The following is a 23,686-nucleotide window of genomic DNA, read 5'->3' as shown; positions in this document are numbered from 1 at the left end:
GCCGCTGCGCTTACATAGAACCGACTTAGGAACCGACAACCCGCCGGAAAGCCCCGCTTGAGCCGTTTCTCCGATCTCGCCAATGAAGCCCGGATCGCCGCGCAAAGCGTCGCCGACTATGTCACCGGCACGGGTCTGCGCCTCGGCGTCACCGGCCTGTCGCGCTCGGGCAAGACCGTGTTCATCACCGCGCTGGTGCATCACCTGCTGCGCCTGTCGGCCGAGACGCGCGCCCAGCGCAGCTTCCCCGTTTTCCGCGTCCACGCTGAAGGACGGCTCACCCGCGCCTTTCTCGACCCGCAGCCCGACGATGCGGTGCCGCGCTTCGCCTATGAGGATCATTTCGCCGATCTGACCGGTGGGGCTGACGGGCCCGATGCGCGCCACTGGCCGCAATCGACCCGGCGTATTTCCGAACTGCGCATCGTCATCGAATTCGAGCGCGCCGCGGGCTGGCGCAAGGGGCCGGCTTCCCTCGCCCTCGACATAGTCGATTATCCCGGCGAGTGGCTGCTCGACCTGCCGCTGCTGACCAAGGATTACGCGCAATGGTCGCGCGAAACGATCGACGCCAGCACAGCCGCGACACGCGCCCATCTCGCCGCCGACTGGCGCGGCTTCCTCGCCACGCTTGATCCCTCAGGCCCAGCGAGCGAAGAGCAGGCGCGCCGCGCCGCCGAACTGTTCACCATCTATCTCAGAGCCTGCCGCGACGATGCGCTGGCGCTCTCGACCCTGCCGCCCGGCCGCTTCCTGCTGCCAGGCGAAATGGAAGGTTCACCAGCGCTGACCTTCGCGCCCATGCCGCTCGGCGATGGATCGGCCATCGTCTCGGGGTCGCTCGCCGCCATGATGGAGCGGCGCTACGAAGCCTATAAATCCCACGTGGTGCGGCCGTTCTTCCGCGATCACTTCGCCCGCCTCGATCGGCAGATCGTGCTGGTCGACACCTTGTCGGCTTTGAATTCCGGCCCCTCGGCGGTGCGCGATCTCGAAACCGCGATGACCGACGTGATGACCGCCTTCCGCGCTGGCCGTTCATCTTTGCTGTCGACCATTTTCCGCCCGCGCATCGATCGCATCCTGTTCGCCGCCACCAAGGCCGACCATCTGCATCACTCCAACCACGACCGGCTCGAAGCCATTCTCAACCTGCTGGTCGAGCGCGCCATCCACCGCGCCGAAGGCGTCGGCGCCGGCGTCGATGTCATCGCGCTGGCCGCCGTGCGCGCGACGCGTGAAGCCTCGGTGCGCCAGAACGGTAGCAGCCTGGAAGCCATCGTCGGCGTGCCCCTGGCCGGCGAGAAGGTCGATGGCGAAATCTTCGACGGCAAGGCCGAGGCCGCGATCTTTCCCGGCGAATTACCGGCCGATCCGAAACGGGTGTTTCGCGGCGACGGCCTGGCCCTGCCGGAAGGCGAAAACGACTGGCGCTTCGTCCGCTTCCGTCCGCCCATTCCCAGTGCACCGATCGATGGCAAGGTGGCGCCCTTGCCGCATATACGCATGGACCGGGCGCTCGAATTCCTGCTCGGCGACCGCCTCCGTTAACCACCGCCGCCCAACGAACGCCCTTGACGGGTACCCCTCAGCTGCTCACCTCTGGCCCCATGAACGAAGAAGCCCCCGCCAAACGCCCCCGCGCTTTCCGCCTCGATGCGGACGGCACGCCTGCGGGCGCGCGCGCCACCGTCGAGGAACAGCCTGACGCCTATGCCCTGGAGACGGAGGTTCCCGAAACCGAGAATGCCGTCGCCGAATACGCGCAAGCGCGCGGCATCATCGCGCGCCGCTTCCTTTCCTGGGGCAGCGTGCTGGCCTCAGCCATCGGCGGCCTCGTCACCCTGGCCCTTGGCCTCTGGTTCAACCGGCTGATCGACGATCTGTTCACCCGCTCGCTGACTTTGGGCTGGGTGGGTGTGGCCTTGCTGGCGCTGGCGCTTCTGGCGCTTGCCGTGCTGCTTGGCCGCGAGATCGCCGGCGTGTTGCGCCAACGCCATATCGCCAAGCTGCATGCGGCGCTCACCGAAGCGCGCGCCAAGGACGATCGCGACGCGGCTCGCTCGCTCGTCACCGATCTCGCCTCGCTCTATGCGAAACGCCCCGAGACCGCTCATGCCCGCGCCCTGGTGTTGCGCACGGCGCGCGAGATTGTCGATGGCCGCGATCTCATCGACATCACCGAGCGCAGCCTGATCCATCCCCTCGACGAACTGGTGCAGCGCGAGATCGCCAATGCGGCCAAGCGCGTCTCCGTCGTCACCGCCATTTCGCCGCGCGCGTTGATCGATGTGCTGTTCGTCGCCGCGCAAGCGGTCCGCCTCGTGCGCCGCACGGCGGAAATCTATGGCGGCCGCCCGGGCCTGCTCGGCTTTCTGCGCATCGCCAAATCGGTCGGCTCGCATCTCGCGGTCACCGGCGGCATGGCGGTGGGCGATTCCCTGGTGCAGCAATTGCTCGGCCACGGCATCGCCGCGAAACTGTCGGCGCGACTGGGCGAAGGCGTGTTGAACGGCCTGCTGACGGCGCGCGTCGGCCTCTCCGCCATGGCCGTGTGCCGGCCCATGCCCTTCTCGGTCGAGACCCCGCCAGGTGTCAGCGACGTCGCGCCCTTCCTGTTCAGCGGGAAGAAGGACTAGCGCGCGCTGTCCGCTTGGCCATCACCGCCGGCTTGCGCAGAATGCGCAACAACGCCAGCAGCACGCCGGCCCCAAACACATACCAGGCCGGCCTGATCTCATAGGTGAAATCGATATTGGCCTCGAGCAGGCGATGCACATCGACGCCAGTTGAAAAGGCGTAATAGCCTGCTTCGATCAAAGCCGTGGCAAGGCCGCCGATCGCCGCCAGCACCAGAAGGCTGAGCGGCGTGAAATCCGCCTCGCGCTTGCGCAGGAAGCGAAAGCCAGCGCTCAGCGCCAAGAGCCCCGCCATCAATGCTGGCTCGAACGCATTGAGCCGCACCAGCATGAAGTAATGCACGAGGCTGGCAATCGCCGCTGGATAGACCCACCAATGCAGATTGTTCCACCCGACCGAGCCAAGCTTGCGCACGCCCCAATCGTTCGAGGTGATGCCGAGCCCGACCATGATCAATGTCGCGGCGAGGCCGACCGAGAGATAGGTGCGCAACACCATTTCGGTGACGATCGGTCCCCAATCGAAATCCTGTTGCCAGAACCAGAACACGAGATGGACCAGCGTATAGGTGAGCGCGGTGACGCCGAGCATGCGCCGCACCGCATAGATCTTGTTCCAATGCGCCGTCCACCGCAGCGGCGTTACAGCCAAGGTGACAACAAGAAAACGCATCGCCCAGTCGCCCGTCTGGCGCAGGACATCGGTGACGGGCTTGGGCGATAGCCAGCCGGCCTGCCATTGGATCAGGATCCACAGAGCCGGCGCAATGCACAATAGAAAGGCAATGAGTTTTAAGGGCGGCACCCGACCATTGCGGTCGGTAAAGGGCAACCAGGATGGAACGACGATAGACATGGCGTTAGTTTAATGAGCGACCAGGCGATTGCCATGAAATTTCCCATCACGCGGCCTCACAATTGCCGTGAGCCCGGGCGAAAGCATGCCAATCGAAATTGTGGATTTCACCAACCGGCGCAGGAAGCGTTAATCCTCCTGCCCTATCATGGTCCTGTTCACCTCGCAGACGATTGAGCCGTCACCCATGCCCGCTGTCCCCAGGCCTCTAAAAAATTGGCCTCCCGAGAGCCGCCGGCCGGGCGATGCCGCCACCATCGCGACGCTGCGGGCCGAACTGGAAGCCCAGGCCCAGTTCATTCGCGAACAATCGGCGGCGCTCGCCCACAGCCGCAAAATCTTCGATCGCGCCTCGGCCACGGCACGGATCGGCGTGTGGGAATGCGAGCTCGCCGACGAAGGCTTGACCTGGACCGATCAGGTCTATGACCTGTTCGAACTTCCCCGTGGCGCCCCGCTCGACCGCCAGAACCTGCTGACGTTTTACACCCCCGAGTCCCTGCACCAGTTGCACGAGCGACGCAGCCGCGCCATCGCTGAGCGCGGCGGGTTCCATCTCGACGCCGAGATCATCACCGCCAAGGGCCGTCACCGCTGGATCAGGATCACCGCCACGGTCGAGTGCGAGAATGGCCTGCCGGTGCGCATCTTCGGCATGAAGCAAGATGTCACGGAAGAGAAGCTCCTCTCCGACCGCATGCGCTATCTCGCCGAATTCGACATCATGACCGGGCTCGCCAACCGCGGCTCGTTTCAGATGCGGCTTGATGCCCTGGCCGAAGGAGCGGAGGCGCCGTTCGGCGCGCTGCTGCTGGTTGATCTCGACGGCTTCAAACAGATCAACGATCTTTTCGGCCACGCGCTCGGCGACGAATGCCTCAAAGAAGCCGCCATACGCCTGAAAAGCATCTGCGGTGAGGGCGATTTCGTGGCGCGCATCGGCGGTGACGAATTCGCCGTGCTGTTGAGCGCCACCTGCGCGCAAACCGACATCGACACAACGGCGGAACGGATCGTCGAAGCCATCAGCCAACCGATCAGATACGCCGACCGCTCGTTTCAAATCGGCGCCTCGGTGGGAGTCGCTTGTGTCGGCACCCGCCAAGCCAGCGAGCTTTTCACCCAGGCCGATGCCGCCCTTTATGCCGCGAAAGCCTCTGGCCGCAACACCTACCGCCTGTTCAGTCCGGCCTTGCTGAGCACCGTGCCCGCGCGCCCAGCCCCGCCAGCCGACGTCGCCAGCTTGGATCGCCGCCGGTTCCGCAGCGCCCGGGTATCCTAGGGCGAAATCGCGACGTGGTAGTTTCAGCCAGCCGGTGATTCGCTAGGCGTGCCGGCCCCAAGCCACGGATCAATTGCCACGGATCACTTGCCACCGATCAATGGCCACCCATCAATGGACTGCCGGTGCCCGAGACCTCGCTCTATCTGCCTGTGAAGCATTTTCTCGAAGACCTGGGCTTCACGGTCAAAGGTGAGATCGGCAATTGCGATCTGGTGGCGCTGAAGGACGGCGAGCCGCCCATCGTCGTCATTGGCGAACTGAAACTGTCGTTCAATCTCGAACTGGTGCTGCAAGCGGTCGACCGCGCCGCGGCCGCCGACGAGGTCTGGCTGGTGGCGCGTACATCCCTGCGTGGCAACGGCCGGGAAAGCGACGCACGTTTCCGCAATCTCTGTCGCCGCCTCGGCTTTGGCATGCTTGGCGTCTCGCAGGCCGGCGATGTCAGTGTCCTCGTCAGCCCCGTAGCACCCATGCCGCGCAAGGATACCCGCAAGCGCGCCCGGCTGGTCGAGGAACATCGCCGCCGCCAGGGCGATCCCGCCGTCGGCGGCAGCACCCGCGCACCGGTGATGACCGCCTATCGGCAGGAAGCTTTGATCTGCGCCGCGGCCCTGGTCCCCGGTCCCCTGCGGCCGCGCGATCTGCGCCCCAACGCGCCCAAAGCCGCACAGATCCTGCGCGACAATTACTACGGCTGGTTCGCGCGCACTGAGCGCGGCATTTATGCCCTGACAGAAATCGGCCATGCGGCCCTGCAGCGCTGGCCGCAAGAAAGACAGAAAGAAAGGCAGCAAGAAAGTTTGAAAGAAAAACACGAAGAAAGACCGCAAGCCGCAGGCCAAAACGGCCGCTGACGAGTTGTCAGGCCACGCCCCATCGGCTAAAGCTCCCGCTCTTTCATTTCCGCGCATTTTCCGCACGCGAACGCGATCCGCTTCGCTTAAAAAATGCGCCTGGCGCCGCCCGCATCAACGAGGCGAGCCGTCAACTCCATTCGGGTGATCATGCAGACGAAAATGGCGCAACCGCGCTATTGCGGTATCGATTTCGGCACGTCGAATTCCACTGTTGCCGTGCCCCACGGCAACGACATCAAGCTCGCGCCGGTCGAAGGCGCGCACGAGACCATTCCGAGCGCGATTTTCTTCAGCTTTTCCGAAGGACCGCTGTTTGGCCGCCGCGCCATCCGTGATTACACCGATCACGAACCTGGCCGCCTGATGCGCGCTCTCAAGAGCATCCTCGGTTACGGCCTGTTTCACGAAAAGACACGGCTGCAGAAACAGAACCTCGCCCTGTCCGATGTGCTGGGCCTGTTCATCGGCCATCTCAAGACGCATGGCGAACAGTTCATCGAGCAGGAACTCGACGCTGTGGTGCTTGGCCGCCCCGTGCAGTTCATCGAGGGTGACGCCGACGCCGACCGGCAGGCGCAGGACGACCTTGAGGCGGCGACACGCAAGCGCGGCTTCAAACATATCGGTTTTCAATTCGAGCCGATCGCTGCCGCGCTCGAATATGAAAGCAGCGTAAGCGCCGAGGAGCTGGTGCTGATCGTCGACATCGGCGGCGGCACCGCCGACTTTTCCGTCGTGCGCGTTTCACCAGAGCGGGCCCGGAAAGCCGATCGCAGCGGCGACATTCTCGCCAATCGCGGTATCCGCATTGGCGGCACCGATTTCGATCGCATGTTATCGATGCATTATGTGATGCCGCATTTCGGTCTCGGCTCGCATTATGGCGAGAAGAAGCTTGAAGTGCCGCGCGCGCTGTTCCTCGATCTTTCGACCTGGTCGCGGATCAACTTCCTCTATAACCAGACGACCCTATCGACGGTGCGTTCGCTGCGGCGGGAATCAGAAGAACGGGAAAAGTTCGATCGGCTCCTGCAGATCCTCGAACAGCACGACGGCCATCGTCTGATCGAAACCGTGGAACGAGCGAAGATCGATCTCACCGCCAACGCCAAAACTACGGTCGATCTCCATCGATTCGTGCCCGATCTCCGCATTGCGCTGAGTCGCATGGGCATGGCCAAAGCAGTCGCGCCGGGTGTCACGCGCATTATCGAGGCGATTTCAGCAACCCTCAAAGACGCGGGCCTGAAGCGCGATCAAATCGACACCGTGTTTATGACCGGCGGCAGCTCGCTGATGCCAGCGGTGCAAAAGGAAGTCTCGCAACTGCTGCAGCGCGACGATCTCGCCTCCGGCGACATGTTCGGCGCCGTCGGCCGAGGCCTCGGTCTCGACGCGCGCCGACGCTTCGCTTGATCTGATCTGTTGTCAGCTCACACCCAGCTTCTTCTGCAGACTCGTCGATGACGTCGTGTACTGGAAGGTGAGCTTCTTATCGGGATAGACGTAGCGATGCGCCTTCTGGGCCGCGAGCGCCACTTCGTGAAAGCCCGAGAGAATGAGTTTGAGCTTGCCGGGATAGCTGTTGATGTCGCCAACGGCGAAAATGCCCGGCACATCGGTCTCGAACGTCTCGGTGCCGACCGGGATCAGATTCTCGTTGAGATGAATGCCCCAGTCGGCGATGGGACCAAGTTTCATCGTCAGGCCGAAGAACGGCATCATCACATCGGCGGCGACGTCACTCGTCTGATTGTCGTTGCCGCGCACGGTGGCATGGGTGAGTACGCCGTCCTCGCCCTTCAAGCCCATCACCTGGCCGATCATCAAATCCATCTTGCCGCTGGCGACGAGTTCGCGCATGCCGTTGACCGAATGCGGCGCGGCGCGGAAATCATCGCGCCGATGCAACAAGGTGACGCGCTCGGCGACCGGTTGCAGATTCAAAGTCCAGTCGAGCGCTGAATCGCCGCCACCGACAATCAGGATACGCTTGCCGCGCATCGCTTCCATCTTGCGCACCGCATAATGGATCGACTTGCCTTCATAGGCATCAATGCCGGCGATCGGCGGCTTCTTCGGCTGGAACGAACCGCCACCGGCGGCGATCATGATCACCTTGGCTTCGAACACCTGATCGCCATTGGTGTGAATACGAAACAGCGGCGCCTCGGGCGTGCCAATCGGCTCAACCTGCTCGACCATTTCGTTGAAATGAAACTGCGGCGCGAAGGGCCCGATCTGCTTCATCAGATTGTCGGTGAGACCCTGGCCGGTGATCATCGGAAAGCCAGGAATGTCGTAGATCGGCTTCTCTGGATAAAGCTCGGCGCACTGGCCGCCGGGCTTGGGCAGAATATCGATGAGATGACATTTGATATCGAGAAGGCCCAGTTCGAACACGGCGAACAGGCCAACAGGCCCGGCGCCCACGATCACGACATCGGTCTTGACCACATCCGGCATGGAATTCTCTCTCCCGTATTGGGCCTATCATTCCCAATACCACTCTCGGCGGAGCGACTAGAAGTGTCGCGTCCTATTTTAACGCTCCAAAGCCATCAATTGCGATTTATCACATAGATTGGGTGTTCAATTGGCGCGCGCCGACGCCAACGCACGATCGTCGGCAGCCCTCAGCCTTGCTGATCGGGGGTCGAGACCTTCAGGCCGTCGATTTCGTTGGTCACCTTGATCTGGCAGGACAGGCGCGAACCGGGGCGCACGTCATAGGCGAAATCGAGCATGTCTTCCTCGATCGATCCAGCCTTTGGCAGTTTTTCGATCCAGGCGTCGTCCACATAAACATGGCAGGTGGCGCAGGCGCAGGCGCCGCCGCATTCCGCATCGATCCCGGGCACATTGTTCCGGATGGCGGTTTCCATCACCGTCGAACCGAGATCGGCCTCGACCGTCCGCGCCGTGCCAGCCGCATCGATAAATGTGATTTTCGGCATAATCCTGTGTCCAAACGTAATCCGGACACTGACGCGCCGGCGCGGTTGCAGAGCATTTTCGAGCGAAATGAAGATCCGTTCGCGTCAGGAAAATGTGTTAAAACAACAGATTAGAACCCAAGCCAGGTTCCAGGCTGGGGTTCTAGACAATCCCGGCCGTTTTGGCGAGGCCTGTTTCTATTTTAATGAAAGAGAGAAGGACGCCGAGCTTACGAATCGGCGAGCAGCCGGCGAATCGCCTGCCGAGCGACATCGACGGTCTTGACCAGCGCCTCGCGCACGGCGGTGATCTGCGTCTCGTCCCGCGTCGAAGCCAGAACGTTTTCATAGTGTTGCGCCGCATTGGCGACCTGGGTGGCGCCGATCGCCCGGGCCGACCCTTTCAGCGTATGCGCCAAATCCAGCCGCCAGCGCCGCTCGGCGCCGCCTGTGTCGCTCGCCAACCGGGCAATGATCTGCTCCGCCTGCCGCTCGAACAATTGCAGCAATTCGATCTCCAGATCCCGGTCGCCGAGGGTCTGGCGCGCCAGGTGAACGAGGTCGATCGGCCGCTCTTCGCCCTGTTCGGCGCCGATGTCCGGTTTGCGCAACACTGAAACGTTCATGGCCTTATCCATTTGATTCCCGTCGGCCAAGCTCCGCTGGCGGGAGCCACAGAGCCGGTCTAGCCGGATATATCGGCACCAATCATGGCAAGTGTTGGCCAGGTAAGTAAAAGGCGCGTTAACGCTGTTTACCATTCCGTGACCACACTGGTTTCAATCCGCCTCCCGGCGCGGTAGATTACCAATTGGTTAATGCGTTTGCGTAGAGTTCCGAGGCCCATCGGTGAACCTTGCGCCTGCGCGCGGCTGAAAAAGCCGATGGATGCGAAGCGAGAGGCGATAGAATGGCCACGAAACCACAGGCTCAGGACCCGGCAGCGGCAGCCCTGTCCGCGATCGAACAGGCCCTGAACCTCGGTCTTGAACCGGAACATGCGACCCCCGCACAGGGGACTCCCTCGTCTTCAGGACCGGAAGCGCCCCAGGGCCTCCCGACGATAGGCAATCTCGCGCTCGACCTCTCGCCGCGACTGCCGTCCGTGAGCGACAACGAGCTTTCGCCGAAAGAGGCCACCAAGGCCAAGGAGGCGCCCAAGGTCGAGCCGCCGAAGATGCAGGCCCCCAAAACAGAGGCTCCCAAGGTGGAAGCGCCCCAGGTGGACGCCCCCAAGGCAGAGGCGCCGAAGGTCGCCATATCGGCGCCGCGGCCAACCACACCCGCCAGCGACACCCCAGCCGCGCAACAAACGGCTACTGCCGAACCGAGCCCGGCGCGCGCGCCGGCCAATGACGACCGCCAGTCGGTCGGCCAGATTCTCCAATCCCTGCAGACGCGCCCGAGCCGCACGCCGCTGACTTTGGCCGTTCTGACCTCGCTCGCCTGGCTCGCCGGTACCGCCTCTTATCTCTATACCTTGTCGCGCGCCGGTGAACTCGCGACCCTCTCCTCAGTCCATGCCGCGATGATCGCGCTGGCGACGGTCGGTCCCATCGCCTTCTTCCTCATCGCCAGCGTGCTGGTGCGCCGGGCGCAGGAAATGCGCCTCACCGCCAATGCCATGTCGCAAATGGTGATGCGTCTCGCCCAGCCCGAGACCTTCGCCGCCGAACATGTGGTGACTCTGTCCCAGGCGATTCGCCGCGAAGTCTCGTCGATGGGCGATGGCATCGAGCGCGCGCTGGCGCGTGCCAGCGAACTCGAAACCGTCATGCGCTCCGAGGTTGCCAATCTCGAACGCTCCCATGCCGACAACGAGCGACGTGTCCGCTCGCTGGTCGACGAATTGGCCTCCGAGCGCGAAGCCATCGTCGGCAATGCCGAGCGCGTGCGCTCCGCCATCGAAGGCGCCCACGAAAACCTGGCCCGTGAACTCGAGACCGCCGGCATGAAGATGGCCGAAGCGGTCAGCGATGCCGGCTCGCGCGTCACCAACTCACTCGGCGGCAAGGCCGAAGAGATCAATCTCACCCTGGGCCGCACCGGCGACGACGTCACCCAGAAGCTGACCACTGCCTCCGGCAACATTTCCACCTCCCTGGCAAGCCTCGGCGCCGACATCGTCGAGCGCATCGGCACGCACGGCAATAATATCGTGTCGAGCCTGACGACGACCGGCGACGGCGTCACCAGCCGCCTCAGCGAATCCTCGGAGCGGATCTCCACGTCGCTGGCGACACTCGGCCAGGACATCGTCGAGAGCATCAACAGCCACGGCACCTCCATCGTCACCAATCTCGCCGACACCGGCGAAGGTGTCGCCCGCCGCCTGACCGATTCGTCCGAACAGATTTCGTCGTCCCTGGCGACACTCGGCGAGAATGTTGTCGAGCGCATCAACAGCCACGGCACGTCCATTGTCACCAGCCTCGCCCAGACGGGCGACGGCGTCACCCAGCGCCTCACCGATTCCTCGACACAGATCACCGAGACCATTTCGACCTTGGTGCATTCGGTGATCGACCAGATCGGCACCCATGGCGACAACGTCGTCTCACGCCTGACCGAAACCGGCGATGGCGTCAGCCAGCGCCTGGCCGATTCGTCCGAGCAGGTGACGAGCTCGATCGCCAGCATCGGCGATTCGATCGTCGGCCAGATCAGCGAACATTCCTCCAACATCCTGAGCCACCTGACCGAGACCGGCGACCAGTTCACCCGCCAGCTCAGCGAAACCTCGCAGCAAGTCACCGGCGCGCTGTCGGAACAACTCAACGGCGTCGACCATCGTCTGCGCACCACCGGCGAAGCCCTCGTCTTCGACATTTCGATCCGTGGCAAGGAAGCGGCCGAACGCATCGAGGAAACCGGTGCATCGATCAGCGACAAGATTTCCTCGCGCGGCGATCACCTCATCGCCGCCCTGGAATCCACCGCCAGCCGCATCGACGAAACGGTCAATGTCAACGGCAACACCTTGGAGCGGGCGTTGGCGACCACCGGCGATCGCATGGGCCAGCTCATCAGCGAGCGCACCCAGGCCGCCTATGACCTGTTCCACAACGCCGGCAATGAGATCGCCATCCGCCTCGAACAGCACCAGGCCCTGGTGCGCGACCAGCTCGACGGCCATACCAACGATCTGCATTCCCGCTTCATGAACACGGCCGCCGAATCCATCGCCGCCGTCGGCATGCATGGCGACCGCATCAACGAAGCCCTGGTCGAGCGCCTGCGCGCCTTCGAACATATGGTGCTGACGCACGGCAACAACCTGACGACCCAGATCGCCGATCATTCGGATCGCTTCACCGGCGTCGTCAACGAGAAGCTCCAGGCGGTCGAATCGGCCTTCAGCGGCCATGCCGGCGCCTTCACCGAGCAGCTGTCACAACGCACCCTGCAGACCGCCGAACTGCTCGACGAGAAGGTGCGCGAGTTCGACAGCAGCGCCAACGCCCGCGCCGAACAGCTGGCCCAGGCGATCGAACAGCACATCCGCTCCTTCGGCGATATCGCCCAGGAACGCATCACCGAGCTGTCGACACAGATCGAAGCCAACACCCGCTCGCTCGCCGAGGTCGCCGAAACGCGCACGACCGAAGCGGTGCAGAAGATCGCGCTCGGCACGCGCGCCTTCCAGCAGATCGCCGAGCGCCGCATCGCCGACATCACGACCCAGCTCACCGCCAGCACCCGCGCCCTCGACGAAGTCGCGCAGACGCGCATCGGCGAGATGAAGGAGCAGATGCAGACCGGCACCAACGTTCTCGAACAGGTCGCGCAGAACCATTCGCGCGGCATTCTGGAACGCATCGAGGCCACCGCCCGCAGCCTCGACGATGTCGCCCAGACGCGCATCGGCGAGATGCGCGACCACCTGCTGTCGAGCACCAGCGCCCTCGAACTGGTCGCCCAGAACCATACACGCGACGTCGTGGAACGGCTCGAAGCTTCGACCCGCACCCTCGATGGCGTCTCCCAGGCCCGCCTCGGCGAATTCACCACGCAGCTGCAAACCAGCACCAGCGCCCTGGAGCAGGTTACCCAGAACCAGACGCGCGACATCATCGAACGCATCGAGGCCACGACCCGCACCCTCGACACCGTCGCCCAGGCGCGCATCGGCGAACTGACCTCGCAGCTGCAATCAAGCACCAATGCGCTGGATCAGGTCGCGCAGAACCAGACACGCGACATCATCGAACGTATCGAAGCGACGACCCGCGCCCTCAACGATGTCGCTCAGACCCGCATCGGCGAACTGACCTCGCAGCTGCAGTCGAGCACCAACGCGCTGGACCAGGTGACGCAGAACCAGACGCGCGACATCATCGAGCGCATCGAAGCGACGACCCGCGTTCTCGACGACGTCGCCCAGACGCGCATCGGCGAGATGACCGTGCAGCTGCAATCGAGCACGGCCGCCCTCGAAGAGGTCGCCCAGAGCCGCACCTATCACATCGTCGAGCAGATCGAGGCCGCCACCCGCAGCCTGGAACAGCTCGCCCATGCCCGCACCCAGGATCTGGTCGCCCAGCTGCAAACGGGCACCGATGCGCTTGGCGCCATGGCGCAACTGCGCCTTGCCGAACTGTCGTCGGGCCTCGACGAACGCACCAAGTCGTTCGACGAGCTCGCCGTGCGGCGCACGGCGGAAATCGTCTCCGCCCTCGACCAGCAGATCCGCACCTACGAGGAAAAGACGACGGCCAAGTCGCTGCAGGTCAGCGGCACGCTCGAAGGCATCATCACCAGGATCGACACCAGCCTCGACGCTCGCGCCCGCACCATCAACGAAACGCTGGCCCGCAATGCGCTTGAGGTCGCCCGCGTCGTTTCCGAAGGCGCCAAGGAGATCAACGCCGCGCTCGATCCGCGCGGTGTCGACGAAAGCCTGGCCGCCCGTATTCAAGAGATCAACGAACTGCTCTCCGAACGCGCCAAGGACCTGCACGAGACGCTCTCGGGCCGCAGCGGCGAATTGCACACCCTGTTCGACACCAAGGGACCGATGCTGGTCGAACTGCTGTCCGCCCGTGGCAGCGAGATCGCCCGCCAGGTGTCCATCGCCGGCGAACTCGTCAGCGATACGATCGACCAGCGCGGTGCGGCCGTCATCGATGGCCTCAACGAACGTCAGCTTCAGATCACCGAAGCGATCGACCGTTCGTCGACGAGCCTGCGCTCGGTGATCGAGGCCAGCGCCGGCGGTTCCATCACCGCCCTCGTCAATGCCAGCGACAAGATCAAGAGCGAGATGTCGACGGTGCTCAATGCCCTGTCGAAGGCCAATGGCTCGCTCGACAACATCCTCGGCAATGCCGGCGAAAACCTCAGCACGGTCGAAAGCGCGCTCACCAACCGGGTGCGTGAATTCCAGACCGCGCTGGCGACCATTTCGACCCAGGTGATGACGCTGAACAGCTCGGCCGCCCAGACCATGGAAAGCGCCGATCATCTCGCCACGCGCCTCGACAAACAGAACACCGAGCTGGCAACGAGCGCCACGGAACTGGCGCGCACCCAGTTGCAGCTCGACCAGACGCTCGAGACCCGCCAGAAGGCGCTCGATCATCTGCTGCAGATGGTCCACAGCCGCACCGACGATTTCGATGCGGTTACCCGCTCCTTCACGTCGCTGGTCGAGGAATCCTTCAAGAAGGCCGAGTCCCGCGCCAGGGAGATCGGCGCGCTCCTCAACAACGAGACCCAGGCTGTCACCAATCTCATTGGCCAGCAGTTCGAACAGGTGCGCGACACCACCGGCAAGGAACGCGAACGCACCGCAGCCGCTTTGCGCGCCGCCTACGAACAGGCCAATGCGGAGATGGGCGACATCTTCGGCTCGTCGATCGAACGCTTCAAGGATGCCACGGGCCAGATGCGCAGCATGGCTTCCGAGATCCAGCGCGAGATCAACACGACCCGCGACGAACTCAAGCGCGGTGCGCTCGAACTGCCGCGCGAAGCCGCCGAACAGACCTCGGCCATGCGCCGCGTCATCGCCGAGCAGATCAAGGCACTCAACGAGCTGACCGATATCGTCACCCGTTCGGGCCGCGCTTACGATCTCGCCGAACCGCGCCGCGTCGCCGAACCGACGCGCCCGGCCGAGCCCGCACCGCGCACTGAGCCGCTGCGCATGGAAGCGCCGCGCCAGACGCCGCGTCCGCCGGCGCCCGCGCCTGCCCCCGTCGCCCCGCGCGAGGAACCGGCCCCGCGCCCGCGTCCCCAAGCTGCAGCGCCTGCCGCTCCCGCGCCGACCCCGGTTCCGGCTCCGGCACGCCCCGCAGCGCCGGCTCCCGCAGCCGAGCCGCGCGGCGCCAACACCGGCTGGTTGTCCGATCTTCTCGCCCGCGCTTCGCGCGACGAGACGCCCGCGGCAACCGCACGGCCGGCTGCGCCGCCGCCGGTCCCCGCCCGCGCCCCGCAACGGCCGGCCGATTCGCTCGACGCCATCTCCCATGACGTGGCGCGGATGGTCGACCATGAGGCGGTCGCCACGCTCTGGGATCGTTACTATCGCGGCGATCAGAACATCTTCTCGCGCCGGCTCTACACGGCCGCCGGCCAGCAGACGTTCGACGAGATCCGCCGCCGCTACCGCGACGACCGCGAGTTCCACGAGACGGTCGATCGCTACATGCAGGAGTTCGAACGCCTCCTCACCGAAGTCGGCCGCGACGATCGCGACGGCACGATGACGCGCTCCTACCTCACCTCCGACACGGGCAAGGTCTATACGATGTTCGCCCACGCCTCGGAGCGCTACGAGGCGATCTAACCGCCTCCTATCCCGGACACGCCAAGCGTGATCCGGGAGCCAGGACAAGGGGTATCGGAAGGGCGTTCAGGCACCCGACAAACAAAAGGCGCAGCCCACGGGCTGCGCCTTTTTGTTGTAACGCTGAACGACCAGCCTACATCGCCGACGAGGTCCAGCCGACGATCTCGCGCATCACCTGGCCCAGCGCCACATCGAGCGCCGCCGAGGCACGGGCTCCGTCGGCGGCCGAGCCCGGCGCCTCCGCGTGGAAAATGCGTGCCGCCCGAATCCGGCCCGACTGCTCGCTGACCAGCTTGGCGGAGATTTCCACCACCGCCTGGCTGGTCGACAGATCGATCTCGAAATGGCGGATCTCCGTCACCAGCGTAAAATCAGCGACCAGCTTACCGCCCGAGCGTCCCACCGCCCGCAGCAGACGGCCGTTCTCGAAGGTCTGCACCAGGCGCGACTGCAACAGGCGCGGCAGACGGTCGGTCCATTGCGCCCCCTTGAGGAACGCCACCTGGTCGGCGCCGCGCACCACGATACGCTCGGAATCGAAGGGCGAGATCGCGATTGGCTCGGACACGGCCAGCTGGCCACGCCCTGCCCGGCCCTTGGCGCCCGACGCAGGGTTCAGATCAAACGTATCGGAAGGTGAGCCGCCGCAGGCTGCGACCGCCAGGGCCAGAAGGGAGGCGACGGCAAACCGCCTGGTACGGCGAGACAACCCGCGCACGTTAGCCGAAAACGAACCGTCTGCTCTCGACACACGCGGCTCCCGCGATTCTTCAAAGCTCATACGATCAATCCGGAGTAAGCAATAAACGGGGTCGAAAGCAATATCAGGTCAGCGGCCGCTATATTCGGGAATCGACGGCTTGGGGCCAAAAATCAGCTGCTGCGGGTTGCGCTCGAGGGAGCGCAGCGTCCGGTTCAGCTCATCCAGGGTCTTGCGCCCGTCCGCGGCCAAGGCCTCGTACTGGCGCAGCCCCGAGCCGCTGAAGCGATTGAGATTGGCGGCCAAATCCTTGGTGCGGACATTGAGATTGTCGGCCAGCTTGCGGATCGACCGGGCCGCCTCGCCAATGTCGGTCATCGCGCCCTTGCCCTCGCTGCTGCCAAAGAAGCTATCGAGGCTCGCCAGCACGCTCTCGACCTTGTCCGACGCTTTGTTGAGCTTGCTGGAAATGTCGTCGGCATTGGCGACGATCGATTTCACCCGCTGCGGATCGATAGCTTTGACCCGCTCGTCAATGGACCGGGTCAGCGGCCCAATGGCCGTCCCGACATCGGACATAGCCGACAGGAACTGCTTCACGCCACCGGAATTGTCGGCCAGCGCCTTGGAGAAGGTCTCGACATTGTGCACCGTATTGGCAATGGAGCCGCTGTTTTCCGAAAACAGTTTGTCAGCCTTGTCGAGGATACCGTCGAGACGTCCCGAAAGACGCTGCACGGTTTCGACGATGTTTTGAAAATCAGACCGCTCGGCATGGATGACAGCTGGCGTGTTATCGGAACTCTGCAGCGGCGCCGACCCGGCGGAACCGCCCGTCAGGGCGATCGCGGCCACGCCGGTCAGACCCTGGTACTCCAGCCGCGCCCCGGTATCGACCTTCACCGGCGCACGCGGATTGACGGTGATCCGCGCGATGACCTTGGTCGGATCCTGAGGATCCAGATCGACCCGCATCACTTCGCCGACACGCACGCCATTGAAAAGCACCTGCGAGCCACGCGACAGGCCTGACACCGAAGTCGTGAAACTGACGTCATAGGTGACCCGTCCCTCGGACGTCGCGCCACGCGAGAACCAGAAGACGAACAGAAAGCCCGCAGCGATCACCGCAAGGGTAAACAAGCCGATCAGGGCATAGTTGGCTCTGGTTTCCATCTCACTCCGCTCCGAACCGGCGAGGATATAGGCCCCGATCCCTGTTTCCAACACCTGGCAAGTTCACTGGCAAGTTCATTGGAAGCTTCATACGCCACCATTCATCCGCGTGGCGCGTTTACCGTGGAAATAGGAACGCACCCAAGGCTGTTCAGATTCCAGCATTTCCTGGATAGTTCCTTCCGCCGCGACCTTGCCGCCAGCGAGCGCGGCAATGCGGTCACAAATTGAGTACAGACTGTCAAGATCGTGAGTGACCATGAAAACGGTCAGTCCCAGCGTCTTTTGCAGGGTAGCGATCAAGTCGTCGAAATCGGCGGCGCCGATCGGATCAAGGCCCGAGGTCGGCTCATCAAGAAAGAGCAGTTCCGGATCGAGCGCCAGGGCGCGCGCCAGAGCGACGCGCTTGATCATGCCGCCCGACAGTTCCGACGGCATTTTGTCCGCCGCATCGGTCTTGAGGCCGACCATCTCGATTTTGAGCATGGCCAGCTCGTCCATCAGCTTGTGCGACAGATGCAGATATTCGCGCATCGGCACCTGGATGTTCTGCAAAACCGACAGCCCCGAGAAGAGCGCGCCCTGCTGAAACAACACGCCCCAGCGCCGCTCGATCGCCCGGTGTCCGTCGCGCGTCAGGCTGTCGAGATCCTGGTCGAAGACCTCGATCTTGCCGGCCTGCTTGTGGATCAATCCCAGGATCGTGCGCGTCAGAACCGATTTGCCCGTGCCCGAACCGCCGACGAAGCCGAGCACCTCGCCGCGCTTCACATCAAGATCGAGGCCATTGAGAATGATGCGCTCGCCAAAGCCAACGGTGACGCCGCGGGCGCGTATAGCCAGCGTGCCGGCCTGCCCGTCGGCATCCCCTGTCTTGGCTGACCGGGCGGGAATCTGTTGCGAAGTTTGATCAGCCGCCATCATCGAGACCCAATACCTGCGAACCCTGATATCTGCGAACCCTAATATCTGATCGCCGCGAAAAACATCGCGAACAGACCGTCGACGAAGATCACCATGAAGATCGATTTCACCACAGAACCCGTCACCTGGCGACCAAGCGATTCGGCCGAGCCTTGCACCGCGAAACCTTCGATCACCGCGATCATGCCGATCATCAAGGCCATGAACGGGGCTTTGATGAGGCCGACCAGGAAGGTGTTCATGCCGATCGCCTCGCGCAGGCGCGCGGTGAAAATTTCCGGCGACAGATCGCCATAACCCCAGGCGATCAGCATGCCGCCGAATATGGCGGCGAGATCGGCAAGAAACGTCAGCAGCGGCAGGGCGATGATCAAGGCGATCAGCCGTGGCAGAACCAGCACTTCGATCGGGTCGAGCCCCATCACTTTCAGCGCGTCGATCTCCTCGCGCATCTTCATCGAACCGATTTCGGCGGTGATCGCCGAACCGGTGCGGCCAGCCATCATGATCGAGGTCAGCAAGACCGCCAGTTCGCGCAAGACCAGAACGCCAATCAGATCGACGACGAAGGCCGTCGCGCCAAACTTCGTGAACTGGAAAATGCCCTGCTGCGCGACGATACAGCCGACGAGGAAATTGATCAGCAGGATGATCGGTAGCGCCCGCAGCGCGAAATTTTCCAAGTGATAGACGACGGAGGTCAGGCGCAGCCGGCGCGGATGGGTGATCGCGCGCAGCAGCGCGCTGATCACTTCACCAAGGAAGGCGAACCCGGCATAGAAATCCTTCAGCGCGCCGACGACGCTCTTGCCCACATCGACGAGCAGATCGACGATCGCATGAGTATTGCGGGGCTTGCCTTCGTCGAAGGTGCGGAAATGCGCTTCCTTCAACAAGATTTGCTGTTCGTGCTTGGCGCCGGCGAAGGTCGCTTGCACGCCTTTGGCATCGAACTGCCGGCGGGCTTGATCGATCAGCCACGCGCCGGCCGTATCAAGCCGCTCGACACCGGAAAGATCGATGGTGACGGCCTTGTCACCGGCTGCACTGTGATTGATCTGCGCGACCGCGGCTTCCATCTCGGCGCCATGCGCAACCGTCCAGGGACCGGATAAAACAATCCGCGCGCCATCACGGCTCTCAACCTGAGGCGCCTGGGCGTCCCTATCCGTCGTCGCCGAGGTCATTCACCACATCCTGCCACTATCGATGCACACCGGCATTATTCCATCACCGCGGCTTTGAGAATGCAGACCATTGTGGCGTGGGCAGGTTCTCCCGTTTTGTTGCGGATCGTGTGGGGCCGGTCGCAGCGATAGCGCAGGGTATCGCCGGCTTTGGCCGTCTCGATCACGCCCGCCACTTCCACTTCGAGTTCGCCTTCCAGCACCGAAAGCGATTCGACCGATCCACGCTGATGCGCTTCCGATTCCAAGGTGCCGCCGGGCGCGGCGCGAAAATCGTACCATTGCAGCCATTCGACGGTCTTGATCCAGCCGATGATCGCCAGGCGGCAGCGGCCGTCGTCGGTGACCAGGATCGGCGTATCGCCCTTGGTCGACGTCTCGAGGAACGGTTCGTCCTCGGCCGTCTGCAACACCCGCTCGATCGATACGTCGAGCGCCTGCGACAGCCGCCAGATCGTCGCCAAAGTGGGATTGGTTTCGTTACGCTCGATCTGGCTGATGATCGATTTGGCGACCCCGGATTGCTCCGACAGTTCCGACAGCGAGAGATTATAGGCTTTGCGCAACCGTTGTACGGTCTTGCCCATCTGGCCGGTCAGCGCCTGGGCGCCGGCCTCCATGGTTTTTTGCCGATCTCGTCCTTCGACACCCATATTCGATCCCGCCACCAGACGTCACGTTTGGCATAATATACAAATTTGTTTGAAATACAGAACAAAATCAGCCGGCTTCGACATGAAAATGCGTGTAACAGGCGCTTATGTCGGGCGATTGTCGGGGCCTGTCAGGACAGCGGATGTCTGGCCGTTCTTGCCCATCTGGCGTTCTTGTCGAAGTTCTTGTCGACGTTCTTGCCAGCGTTCCTGCCACAGCACGGCGAGACCGGCGGCGATCACCACCAGCGCGCCGCCCAGTACCACCTCGGACGGCACGTCGCCAAAGAAGAAAAAGCCCATGACGATGGCAAAGAGCAGCGACGCATAGTCGAACACGGCCAGGATCGAGGCATCGGTGTAGCGATAGCCCTGGGTCATGAAGATCTGACCGACGCCGCCGCAGAAACCGATCAGGATCAAGGGGCCCCAGTCCTGGAGAGTCGGCCAGACCCAGGCCTGCGGCTGGATCAGCGTGGCCAGCGGCCAGTTCGAGGGCCAATAGGCGGCCGCGAACAGGATCAAGGCGCCGGCGACCGTGCAGGTCGCCTGGAAATAGAAGGTGATGGCGCCGGTGTCCTCCGACATGGTCAGCCGCCGTGTCTGGATCATCGCGATGGCGACAAGGATAGCGCCAACAAAAGCGATCATCGCGCCGATGGCCCCGCGATCGGACACGACGCCAGAGCCGATAGTCCCGGCCAGATGGTCCGACAGCATCACCAGAACGCCGCAGAAACCGATGAGCACCGCCCCCCAGCGAAACAAGGTGATCCGTTCGCCCAGCAGCAAGCCGGCAAGCACGACGATCATCAGCGGCGCGGCATAGCCGATGGCCGTCGCATCGGCGAGCGGCAGCAGCGCGTAGGAGGCGAACATGCAGAACATGCTGCCGATGCCGGCAACAGATCGCACCAGATGGCCACGGAACCTGGACGTGTAGAGCGCCCGCGGAAAATCGCCGCGCAGCAACAGCCAGATCATCAGCGGCACGAGCGCGAAAGCCGAGCGGAAGAAGACGAGCTGCGCCACCGGATAGGTGCTGTAGGCCTTGCCCAGCGCCAGCATGACCGAAAAAACCGCCGTCGCAGTCAGCTTCAGGCCGATCCCGAGAACAGTCTTAGACGTCTGGATCGACACCTCCCGCCATCAGCTGAACAGCCGGGCACGGGCGCGATCGTCCATCGCATCGATTTCAGCCAGGCTGCGCAAAGCGCGGCCAGCGAATGACGCGGCGTCGCTCGTCCCCGCGCGCTCCACGGTGCCGCTCTGGCGAATTTCCGCCAGCCGGGTGTTGAGCCTGGCGATCGACGACATGGTCCGCGCAGCAACTGCTGCCGGCGGCCTGGTGCTCGGCGCGATCGGCTGAGACACTGGCGCGGCGGCCACCGGGGCCAGTGCTGGCGCAATCACCGGCGCGGCAGGCGCGGCAGCGATCGACGGCGCCACGGGCGCCGGCACGGCGCCCGTCAACTGCCGCAAGGCGCGCGCCTGGTTCTCGATCTCGGTGCAGGTTCGGCCATCGAAACCGCGCTCGCGCAGGCTCCAGGCGATTTCGCTCAGCCGCCGCTCGATCAACGCCACGGCTTCCGTCAATTCGCTCGCGCCCAGCGGCCCGTCCGTGGCTTGCTTCGCCTTGTCGATGGCGAAGGACCGCTCAAGCCGGGTGATCGCCTCAAGCACTTTGGTCGTTTCGGCAGCTCGCATGCGGCGCGCATATTCTGTGAGAAACCAGCGCCCACGCGCGGTTTCCATCACCGCGGCTTCGATGGCCTCGAAATCATGCTCGTCCACCTGCGCCATGGGCAGATTGCTGGTCATGTCGGCCCCACCCGAATCAGATGCGCCCAGTTTCGCCGTCAGGCTCATGATTGCAAGCTGATGGCCGCCGTTGCCTCATTTCTTCTCTGGTTTTGGCGGCCCTTCGCGCGACGGCAACGATTTGAGGAATGTCGCCATGGCTTCCAGATCGGGCTTCGGCAGCGCTTCCATGTTCTTGACGACCGACCCCATCGAACCGCCAACCGTATCGGCCTCCGGCGTCAGGCCGAATTGCAGCAATTGCACCACATCGGCCTTGTCCCAGGTTTTTATCCCGTTTTCGGACTCAGTGATGTTGGGCACCCAGCCCTTGCCCTCCGGATCAGGCCCGCCGGCGAAGCGCTGCGAAGGCACGATGGCGCCGAGGAAATTGCGTGGCGAATGGCATTCGGCGCAGTGGCCGAGCGCTTCCACCAGGTAATGACCACGGTTCCATTCGGCGGACTGGCCGGGCTCATCGCGCACAGGTGCGGGATGGAAGAAAGCCAACTTCCACAGGCCAAGGCCACGGCGGATGTTGAATGGAAACGGCAACGCATGGTCGCGCGCCTTGCCAGCCACCGGTTCCAATGTGCGCAGAAAGGTCATCAGGTCGCGCACATCGTCGAGCTTGGCCCCGGCATAGCTCGTATAGGGAAATGCCGGATAGAAATGCGAGCCCTCAGGCGACACACCCGCCATCATCGCATTGGCGAGGTCGGCGACGGTCCAGCGGCCGATACCATCGGTCGGATGGGGCGAAATGTTGGGCGTATAGAAAGACCCAAACGGCGACGGCATTTCGACACCGCCCCCCAGCTTCAGCCGATCACTCTGCCCAGGCGTGGCATGGCAGGAGGCGCAGCCGCCGGCGAAAAACACCTGTCGCCCGCGCTCGACATTGCCGCCCGCTTCCAGCGATTTGTCGCCGGCCGCGAACAGCGGCTTCGGCGCCGACAAAAACCAGCCGGCAATGGCGGCGATCACGCCCAGCGCGATCAAGACGGTCAGCAGCCTGCGCATGAGAATCCCCAATTGAACCGCAAGATTTGGGTTACGCGATCATGCACGATCGCGGTGCTCCGGAAAACCTTGGCTAGCATATATAACAAACGCAAAAAGGGCGGCCGAAGCCGCCCTATAGCGTTTTGCAGTTTGATTTGATCAAACGCCACAAAGACGCGTCTAAACAAAGATCCCAGGCAAAATTGCGTTTCTATAGAAACGCAATTTTTGCTTGGGAACTGAGTACGCTCGGGCTTAGCGCCGCGCGCGATAATCGCTGTGGCAAGCGCCGCAATCGCGCAGCAGCGCCGGATAGATCGCCTTGAAGCTCGCTTCGTCCTTGATGGTCGTCATCGCTTCCGTGGCGTCTTTTTCCAGCTTAGCGAACTTGGCGTTGAAATCGTTCTGGGTTTCCCAGATTTTCGGCAACGCGGCTGTTTCGCCGCCGGTCTTGCTGGTGTCGGGGAACAGCGTCGGGCCTTGCTTGCCGGCGTTCTGCATCGCCTTCAACGCCGCTTGAACCGGCTCCAGGGCGAAGGCTTCGCCCTTCAGCATCGCCGCGGGCGCACGGCCGGCATCTCCGATGCCCTTCATCAGGGCCTTACGCTGAGCGATCGGGTCGCTCTGCGCCATGACGGAGCCAGCTGCAATTGCCGCGCCCACCACCAGAATACCAGCAATGATCCAATTCGATTTCATCAAAAAGCTCCCTTCAAGCTTTCGAGACAACAGAGGTTTCTAATCGCAAACGTTGCACTGCACGCGTCAACAGTTCGTGAAGGCCCCGCTCATCGGGGATCAGGGAAACGCATTGGAATCCGCCATTTGAGCGCGCTCAATCCGCCCGTAGCGCGGCCTCTGGTGGAAAACCCATG

General features: G+C 63.3%; 19 protein-coding genes. 6 read left to right on the top strand and 13 right to left on the bottom strand.

Features of this window, described 5'->3' with window-relative positions; all coding sequences use genetic code 11:
• The first annotated feature begins 57 nt into the window (after window positions 1-57).
• Entirely contained in the window at window positions 58-1,551 is a 1,494-nt protein-coding gene (locus tag BLW50_RS24105) for a YcjX family GTP-binding protein (protein ID WP_090707411.1), read from the top strand.
• 23 nt (window positions 1,552-1,574) lie between these two features.
• Window positions 1,575-2,639: a YcjF family protein gene (locus BLW50_RS24100; protein WP_244544370.1), complete on the top strand. Its 1,065-nt coding sequence runs from the start codon at window positions 1,575-1,577 to the stop codon at window positions 2,637-2,639.
• On the opposite strand, the gene BLW50_RS24095 is transcribed toward BLW50_RS24100, so the two are convergent.
• The gene (locus BLW50_RS24095) at window positions 2,620-3,495 is read right to left on the bottom strand and encodes a protein-methionine-sulfoxide reductase heme-binding subunit MsrQ (protein ID WP_090707409.1); all 876 of its coding nucleotides are present in this window, start codon (window positions 3,493-3,495) and stop codon (window positions 2,620-2,622) included. The genes BLW50_RS24100 and BLW50_RS24095 overlap by 20 nt on opposite strands.
• A 187-nt stretch (window positions 3,496-3,682) precedes the next feature.
• Between BLW50_RS24095 and BLW50_RS24090 the strand changes: the two genes are divergently transcribed.
• The 3 genes from BLW50_RS24090 to BLW50_RS24080 all read left to right on the top strand — a co-directional run bounded on the left by BLW50_RS24090 (window position 3,683) and on the right by BLW50_RS24080 (window position 7,053).
• A complete protein-coding gene (locus BLW50_RS24090) occupies window positions 3,683-4,777 on the top strand; it encodes a diguanylate cyclase domain-containing protein (RefSeq protein ID WP_170850328.1) in 1,095 nt (364 codons plus the stop codon).
• Between the two features lie 125 nt (window positions 4,778-4,902).
• A complete protein-coding gene (locus BLW50_RS24085; RefSeq protein ID WP_090707407.1) occupies window positions 4,903-5,634 on the top strand; it encodes a DUF2161 domain-containing phosphodiesterase in 732 nt (243 codons plus the stop codon).
• A gap of 162 nt (window positions 5,635-5,796) precedes the next feature.
• Entirely contained in the window at window positions 5,797-7,053 is a 1,257-nt protein-coding gene (locus tag BLW50_RS24080) for an Hsp70 family protein (protein ID WP_090709618.1), read from the top strand.
• Window positions 7,054-7,065: 12 nt separating this feature from the next.
• Here BLW50_RS24080 and BLW50_RS24075 read toward each other — a convergent pair whose 3' ends face one another.
• The 3 genes from BLW50_RS24075 to BLW50_RS24065 form a co-directional block, all read right to left on the bottom strand.
• On the bottom strand, window positions 7,066-8,103 hold the full coding sequence (locus BLW50_RS24075; RefSeq protein WP_090707406.1) for an NAD(P)/FAD-dependent oxidoreductase: 1,038 nt from the start codon (window positions 8,101-8,103) through the stop codon (window positions 7,066-7,068).
• 170 nt (window positions 8,104-8,273) lie between these two features.
• Complete coding sequence (locus BLW50_RS24070; protein WP_090707405.1) at window positions 8,274-8,594, bottom strand: 2Fe-2S iron-sulfur cluster-binding protein; 321 nt, start codon at window positions 8,592-8,594, stop codon at window positions 8,274-8,276.
• A gap of 209 nt (window positions 8,595-8,803) precedes the next feature.
• Window positions 8,804-9,199: an Hpt domain-containing protein gene (locus BLW50_RS24065; protein WP_210186118.1), complete on the bottom strand. Its 396-nt coding sequence runs from the start codon at window positions 9,197-9,199 to the stop codon at window positions 8,804-8,806.
• Window positions 9,200-9,483: 284 nt separating this feature from the next.
• Between BLW50_RS24065 and BLW50_RS24060 the strand changes: the two genes are divergently transcribed.
• Complete coding sequence (locus BLW50_RS24060) at window positions 9,484-15,363, top strand: apolipoprotein A-IV repeat region-like domain-containing protein (RefSeq protein WP_139267721.1); 5,880 nt, start codon at window positions 9,484-9,486, stop codon at window positions 15,361-15,363.
• Between the two features lie 136 nt (window positions 15,364-15,499).
• Here the strand turns inward: BLW50_RS24060 and BLW50_RS24055 are convergent, their stop codons facing one another.
• From BLW50_RS24055 to BLW50_RS24015, 9 genes are all read right to left on the bottom strand, one after another.
• Window positions 15,500-16,117: an ABC-type transport auxiliary lipoprotein family protein gene (locus tag BLW50_RS24055; RefSeq protein WP_170850327.1), complete on the bottom strand. Its 618-nt coding sequence runs from the start codon at window positions 16,115-16,117 to the stop codon at window positions 15,500-15,502.
• 78 nt (window positions 16,118-16,195) lie between these two features.
• Window positions 16,196-17,242: an MlaD family protein gene (locus BLW50_RS24050; RefSeq protein ID WP_090707401.1), complete on the bottom strand. Its 1,047-nt coding sequence runs from the start codon at window positions 17,240-17,242 to the stop codon at window positions 16,196-16,198.
• 87 nt (window positions 17,243-17,329) lie between these two features.
• Window positions 17,330-18,166 (bottom strand): ABC transporter ATP-binding protein, encoded by an 837-nt coding sequence (locus tag BLW50_RS24045; protein WP_090707400.1) that lies wholly within the window; start codon window positions 18,164-18,166, stop codon window positions 17,330-17,332.
• Window positions 18,167-18,204: 38 nt separating this feature from the next.
• The gene (locus BLW50_RS24040; protein WP_090707399.1) at window positions 18,205-19,353 is read right to left on the bottom strand and encodes an ABC transporter permease; all 1,149 of its coding nucleotides are present in this window, start codon (window positions 19,351-19,353) and stop codon (window positions 18,205-18,207) included.
• Window positions 19,354-19,388: 35 nt separating this feature from the next.
• The gene (locus BLW50_RS24035) at window positions 19,389-20,006 is read right to left on the bottom strand and encodes a helix-turn-helix domain-containing protein (RefSeq protein ID WP_090707398.1); all 618 of its coding nucleotides are present in this window, start codon (window positions 20,004-20,006) and stop codon (window positions 19,389-19,391) included.
• 105 nt (window positions 20,007-20,111) lie between these two features.
• Entirely contained in the window at window positions 20,112-21,146 is a 1,035-nt protein-coding gene (locus BLW50_RS24030; RefSeq protein ID WP_090707397.1) for a DMT family transporter, read from the bottom strand.
• 9 nt (window positions 21,147-21,155) lie between these two features.
• Complete coding sequence (locus BLW50_RS24025) at window positions 21,156-21,827, bottom strand: hypothetical protein (protein ID WP_139267720.1); 672 nt, start codon at window positions 21,825-21,827, stop codon at window positions 21,156-21,158.
• 75 nt (window positions 21,828-21,902) lie between these two features.
• Window positions 21,903-22,829 carry a cytochrome c gene (locus BLW50_RS24020; protein WP_090707395.1) on the bottom strand — a complete coding sequence of 309 codons (927 nt, stop codon included), beginning with the start codon at window positions 22,827-22,829 and terminating at the stop codon, window positions 21,903-21,905.
• 237 nt (window positions 22,830-23,066) lie between these two features.
• On the bottom strand, window positions 23,067-23,510 hold the full coding sequence (locus BLW50_RS24015; RefSeq protein ID WP_090707394.1) for a c-type cytochrome: 444 nt from the start codon (window positions 23,508-23,510) through the stop codon (window positions 23,067-23,069).
• Window positions 23,511-23,686: the final 176 nt, after the last annotated feature.

Origin of the sequence: Beijerinckia sp. 28-YEA-48 (assembly GCF_900104955.1) — a bacterium.
In the GTDB taxonomy this organism is placed as follows: Bacteria; Pseudomonadota; Alphaproteobacteria; order Rhizobiales; family Beijerinckiaceae; genus Terripilifer.
Note: the sequence above shows the minus strand (reverse complement) of the source record. Positions and strands in the feature narration are given on the sequence as shown.

Excerpts from the sequence above, each read along its gene's own strand:
- BLW50_RS24095 (WP_090707409.1), bottom strand. The coding sequence starts at position 3,495 with ATGTCTATCGTCGTTCCATCCTGGTTGCCCTTTACCGACCGCAATGGT.
- BLW50_RS24090 (WP_170850328.1), top strand. The coding sequence starts at position 3,683 with ATGCCCGCTGTCCCCAGGCCTCTAAAAAATTGGCCTCCCGAGAGCCGC.
- BLW50_RS24080 (WP_090709618.1), top strand. The coding sequence starts at position 5,797 with ATGGCGCAACCGCGCTATTGCGGTATCGATTTCGGCACGTCGAATTCC.
- BLW50_RS24075 (WP_090707406.1), bottom strand. The coding sequence starts at position 8,103 with ATGCCGGATGTGGTCAAGACCGATGTCGTGATCGTGGGCGCCGGGCCT.
- BLW50_RS24070 (WP_090707405.1), bottom strand. The coding sequence starts at position 8,594 with ATGCCGAAAATCACATTTATCGATGCGGCTGGCACGGCGCGGACGGTC.
- BLW50_RS24065 (WP_210186118.1), bottom strand. The coding sequence starts at position 9,199 with ATGAACGTTTCAGTGTTGCGCAAACCGGACATCGGCGCCGAACAGGGC.
- BLW50_RS24060 (WP_139267721.1), top strand. The coding sequence starts at position 9,484 with ATGGCCACGAAACCACAGGCTCAGGACCCGGCAGCGGCAGCCCTGTCC.
- BLW50_RS24050 (WP_090707401.1), bottom strand. The coding sequence starts at position 17,242 with ATGGAAACCAGAGCCAACTATGCCCTGATCGGCTTGTTTACCCTTGCG.
- BLW50_RS24045 (WP_090707400.1), bottom strand. The coding sequence starts at position 18,166 with ATGATGGCGGCTGATCAAACTTCGCAACAGATTCCCGCCCGGTCAGCC.
- BLW50_RS24040 (WP_090707399.1), bottom strand. The coding sequence starts at position 19,353 with ATGACCTCGGCGACGACGGATAGGGACGCCCAGGCGCCTCAGGTTGAG.
- BLW50_RS24035 (WP_090707398.1), bottom strand. The coding sequence starts at position 20,006 with ATGGGTGTCGAAGGACGAGATCGGCAAAAAACCATGGAGGCCGGCGCC.
- BLW50_RS24025 (WP_139267720.1), bottom strand. The coding sequence starts at position 21,827 with ATGACCAGCAATCTGCCCATGGCGCAGGTGGACGAGCATGATTTCGAG.
- BLW50_RS24020 (WP_090707395.1), bottom strand. The coding sequence starts at position 22,829 with ATGCGCAGGCTGCTGACCGTCTTGATCGCGCTGGGCGTGATCGCCGCC.
- BLW50_RS24015 (WP_090707394.1), bottom strand. The coding sequence starts at position 23,510 with ATGAAATCGAATTGGATCATTGCTGGTATTCTGGTGGTGGGCGCGGCA.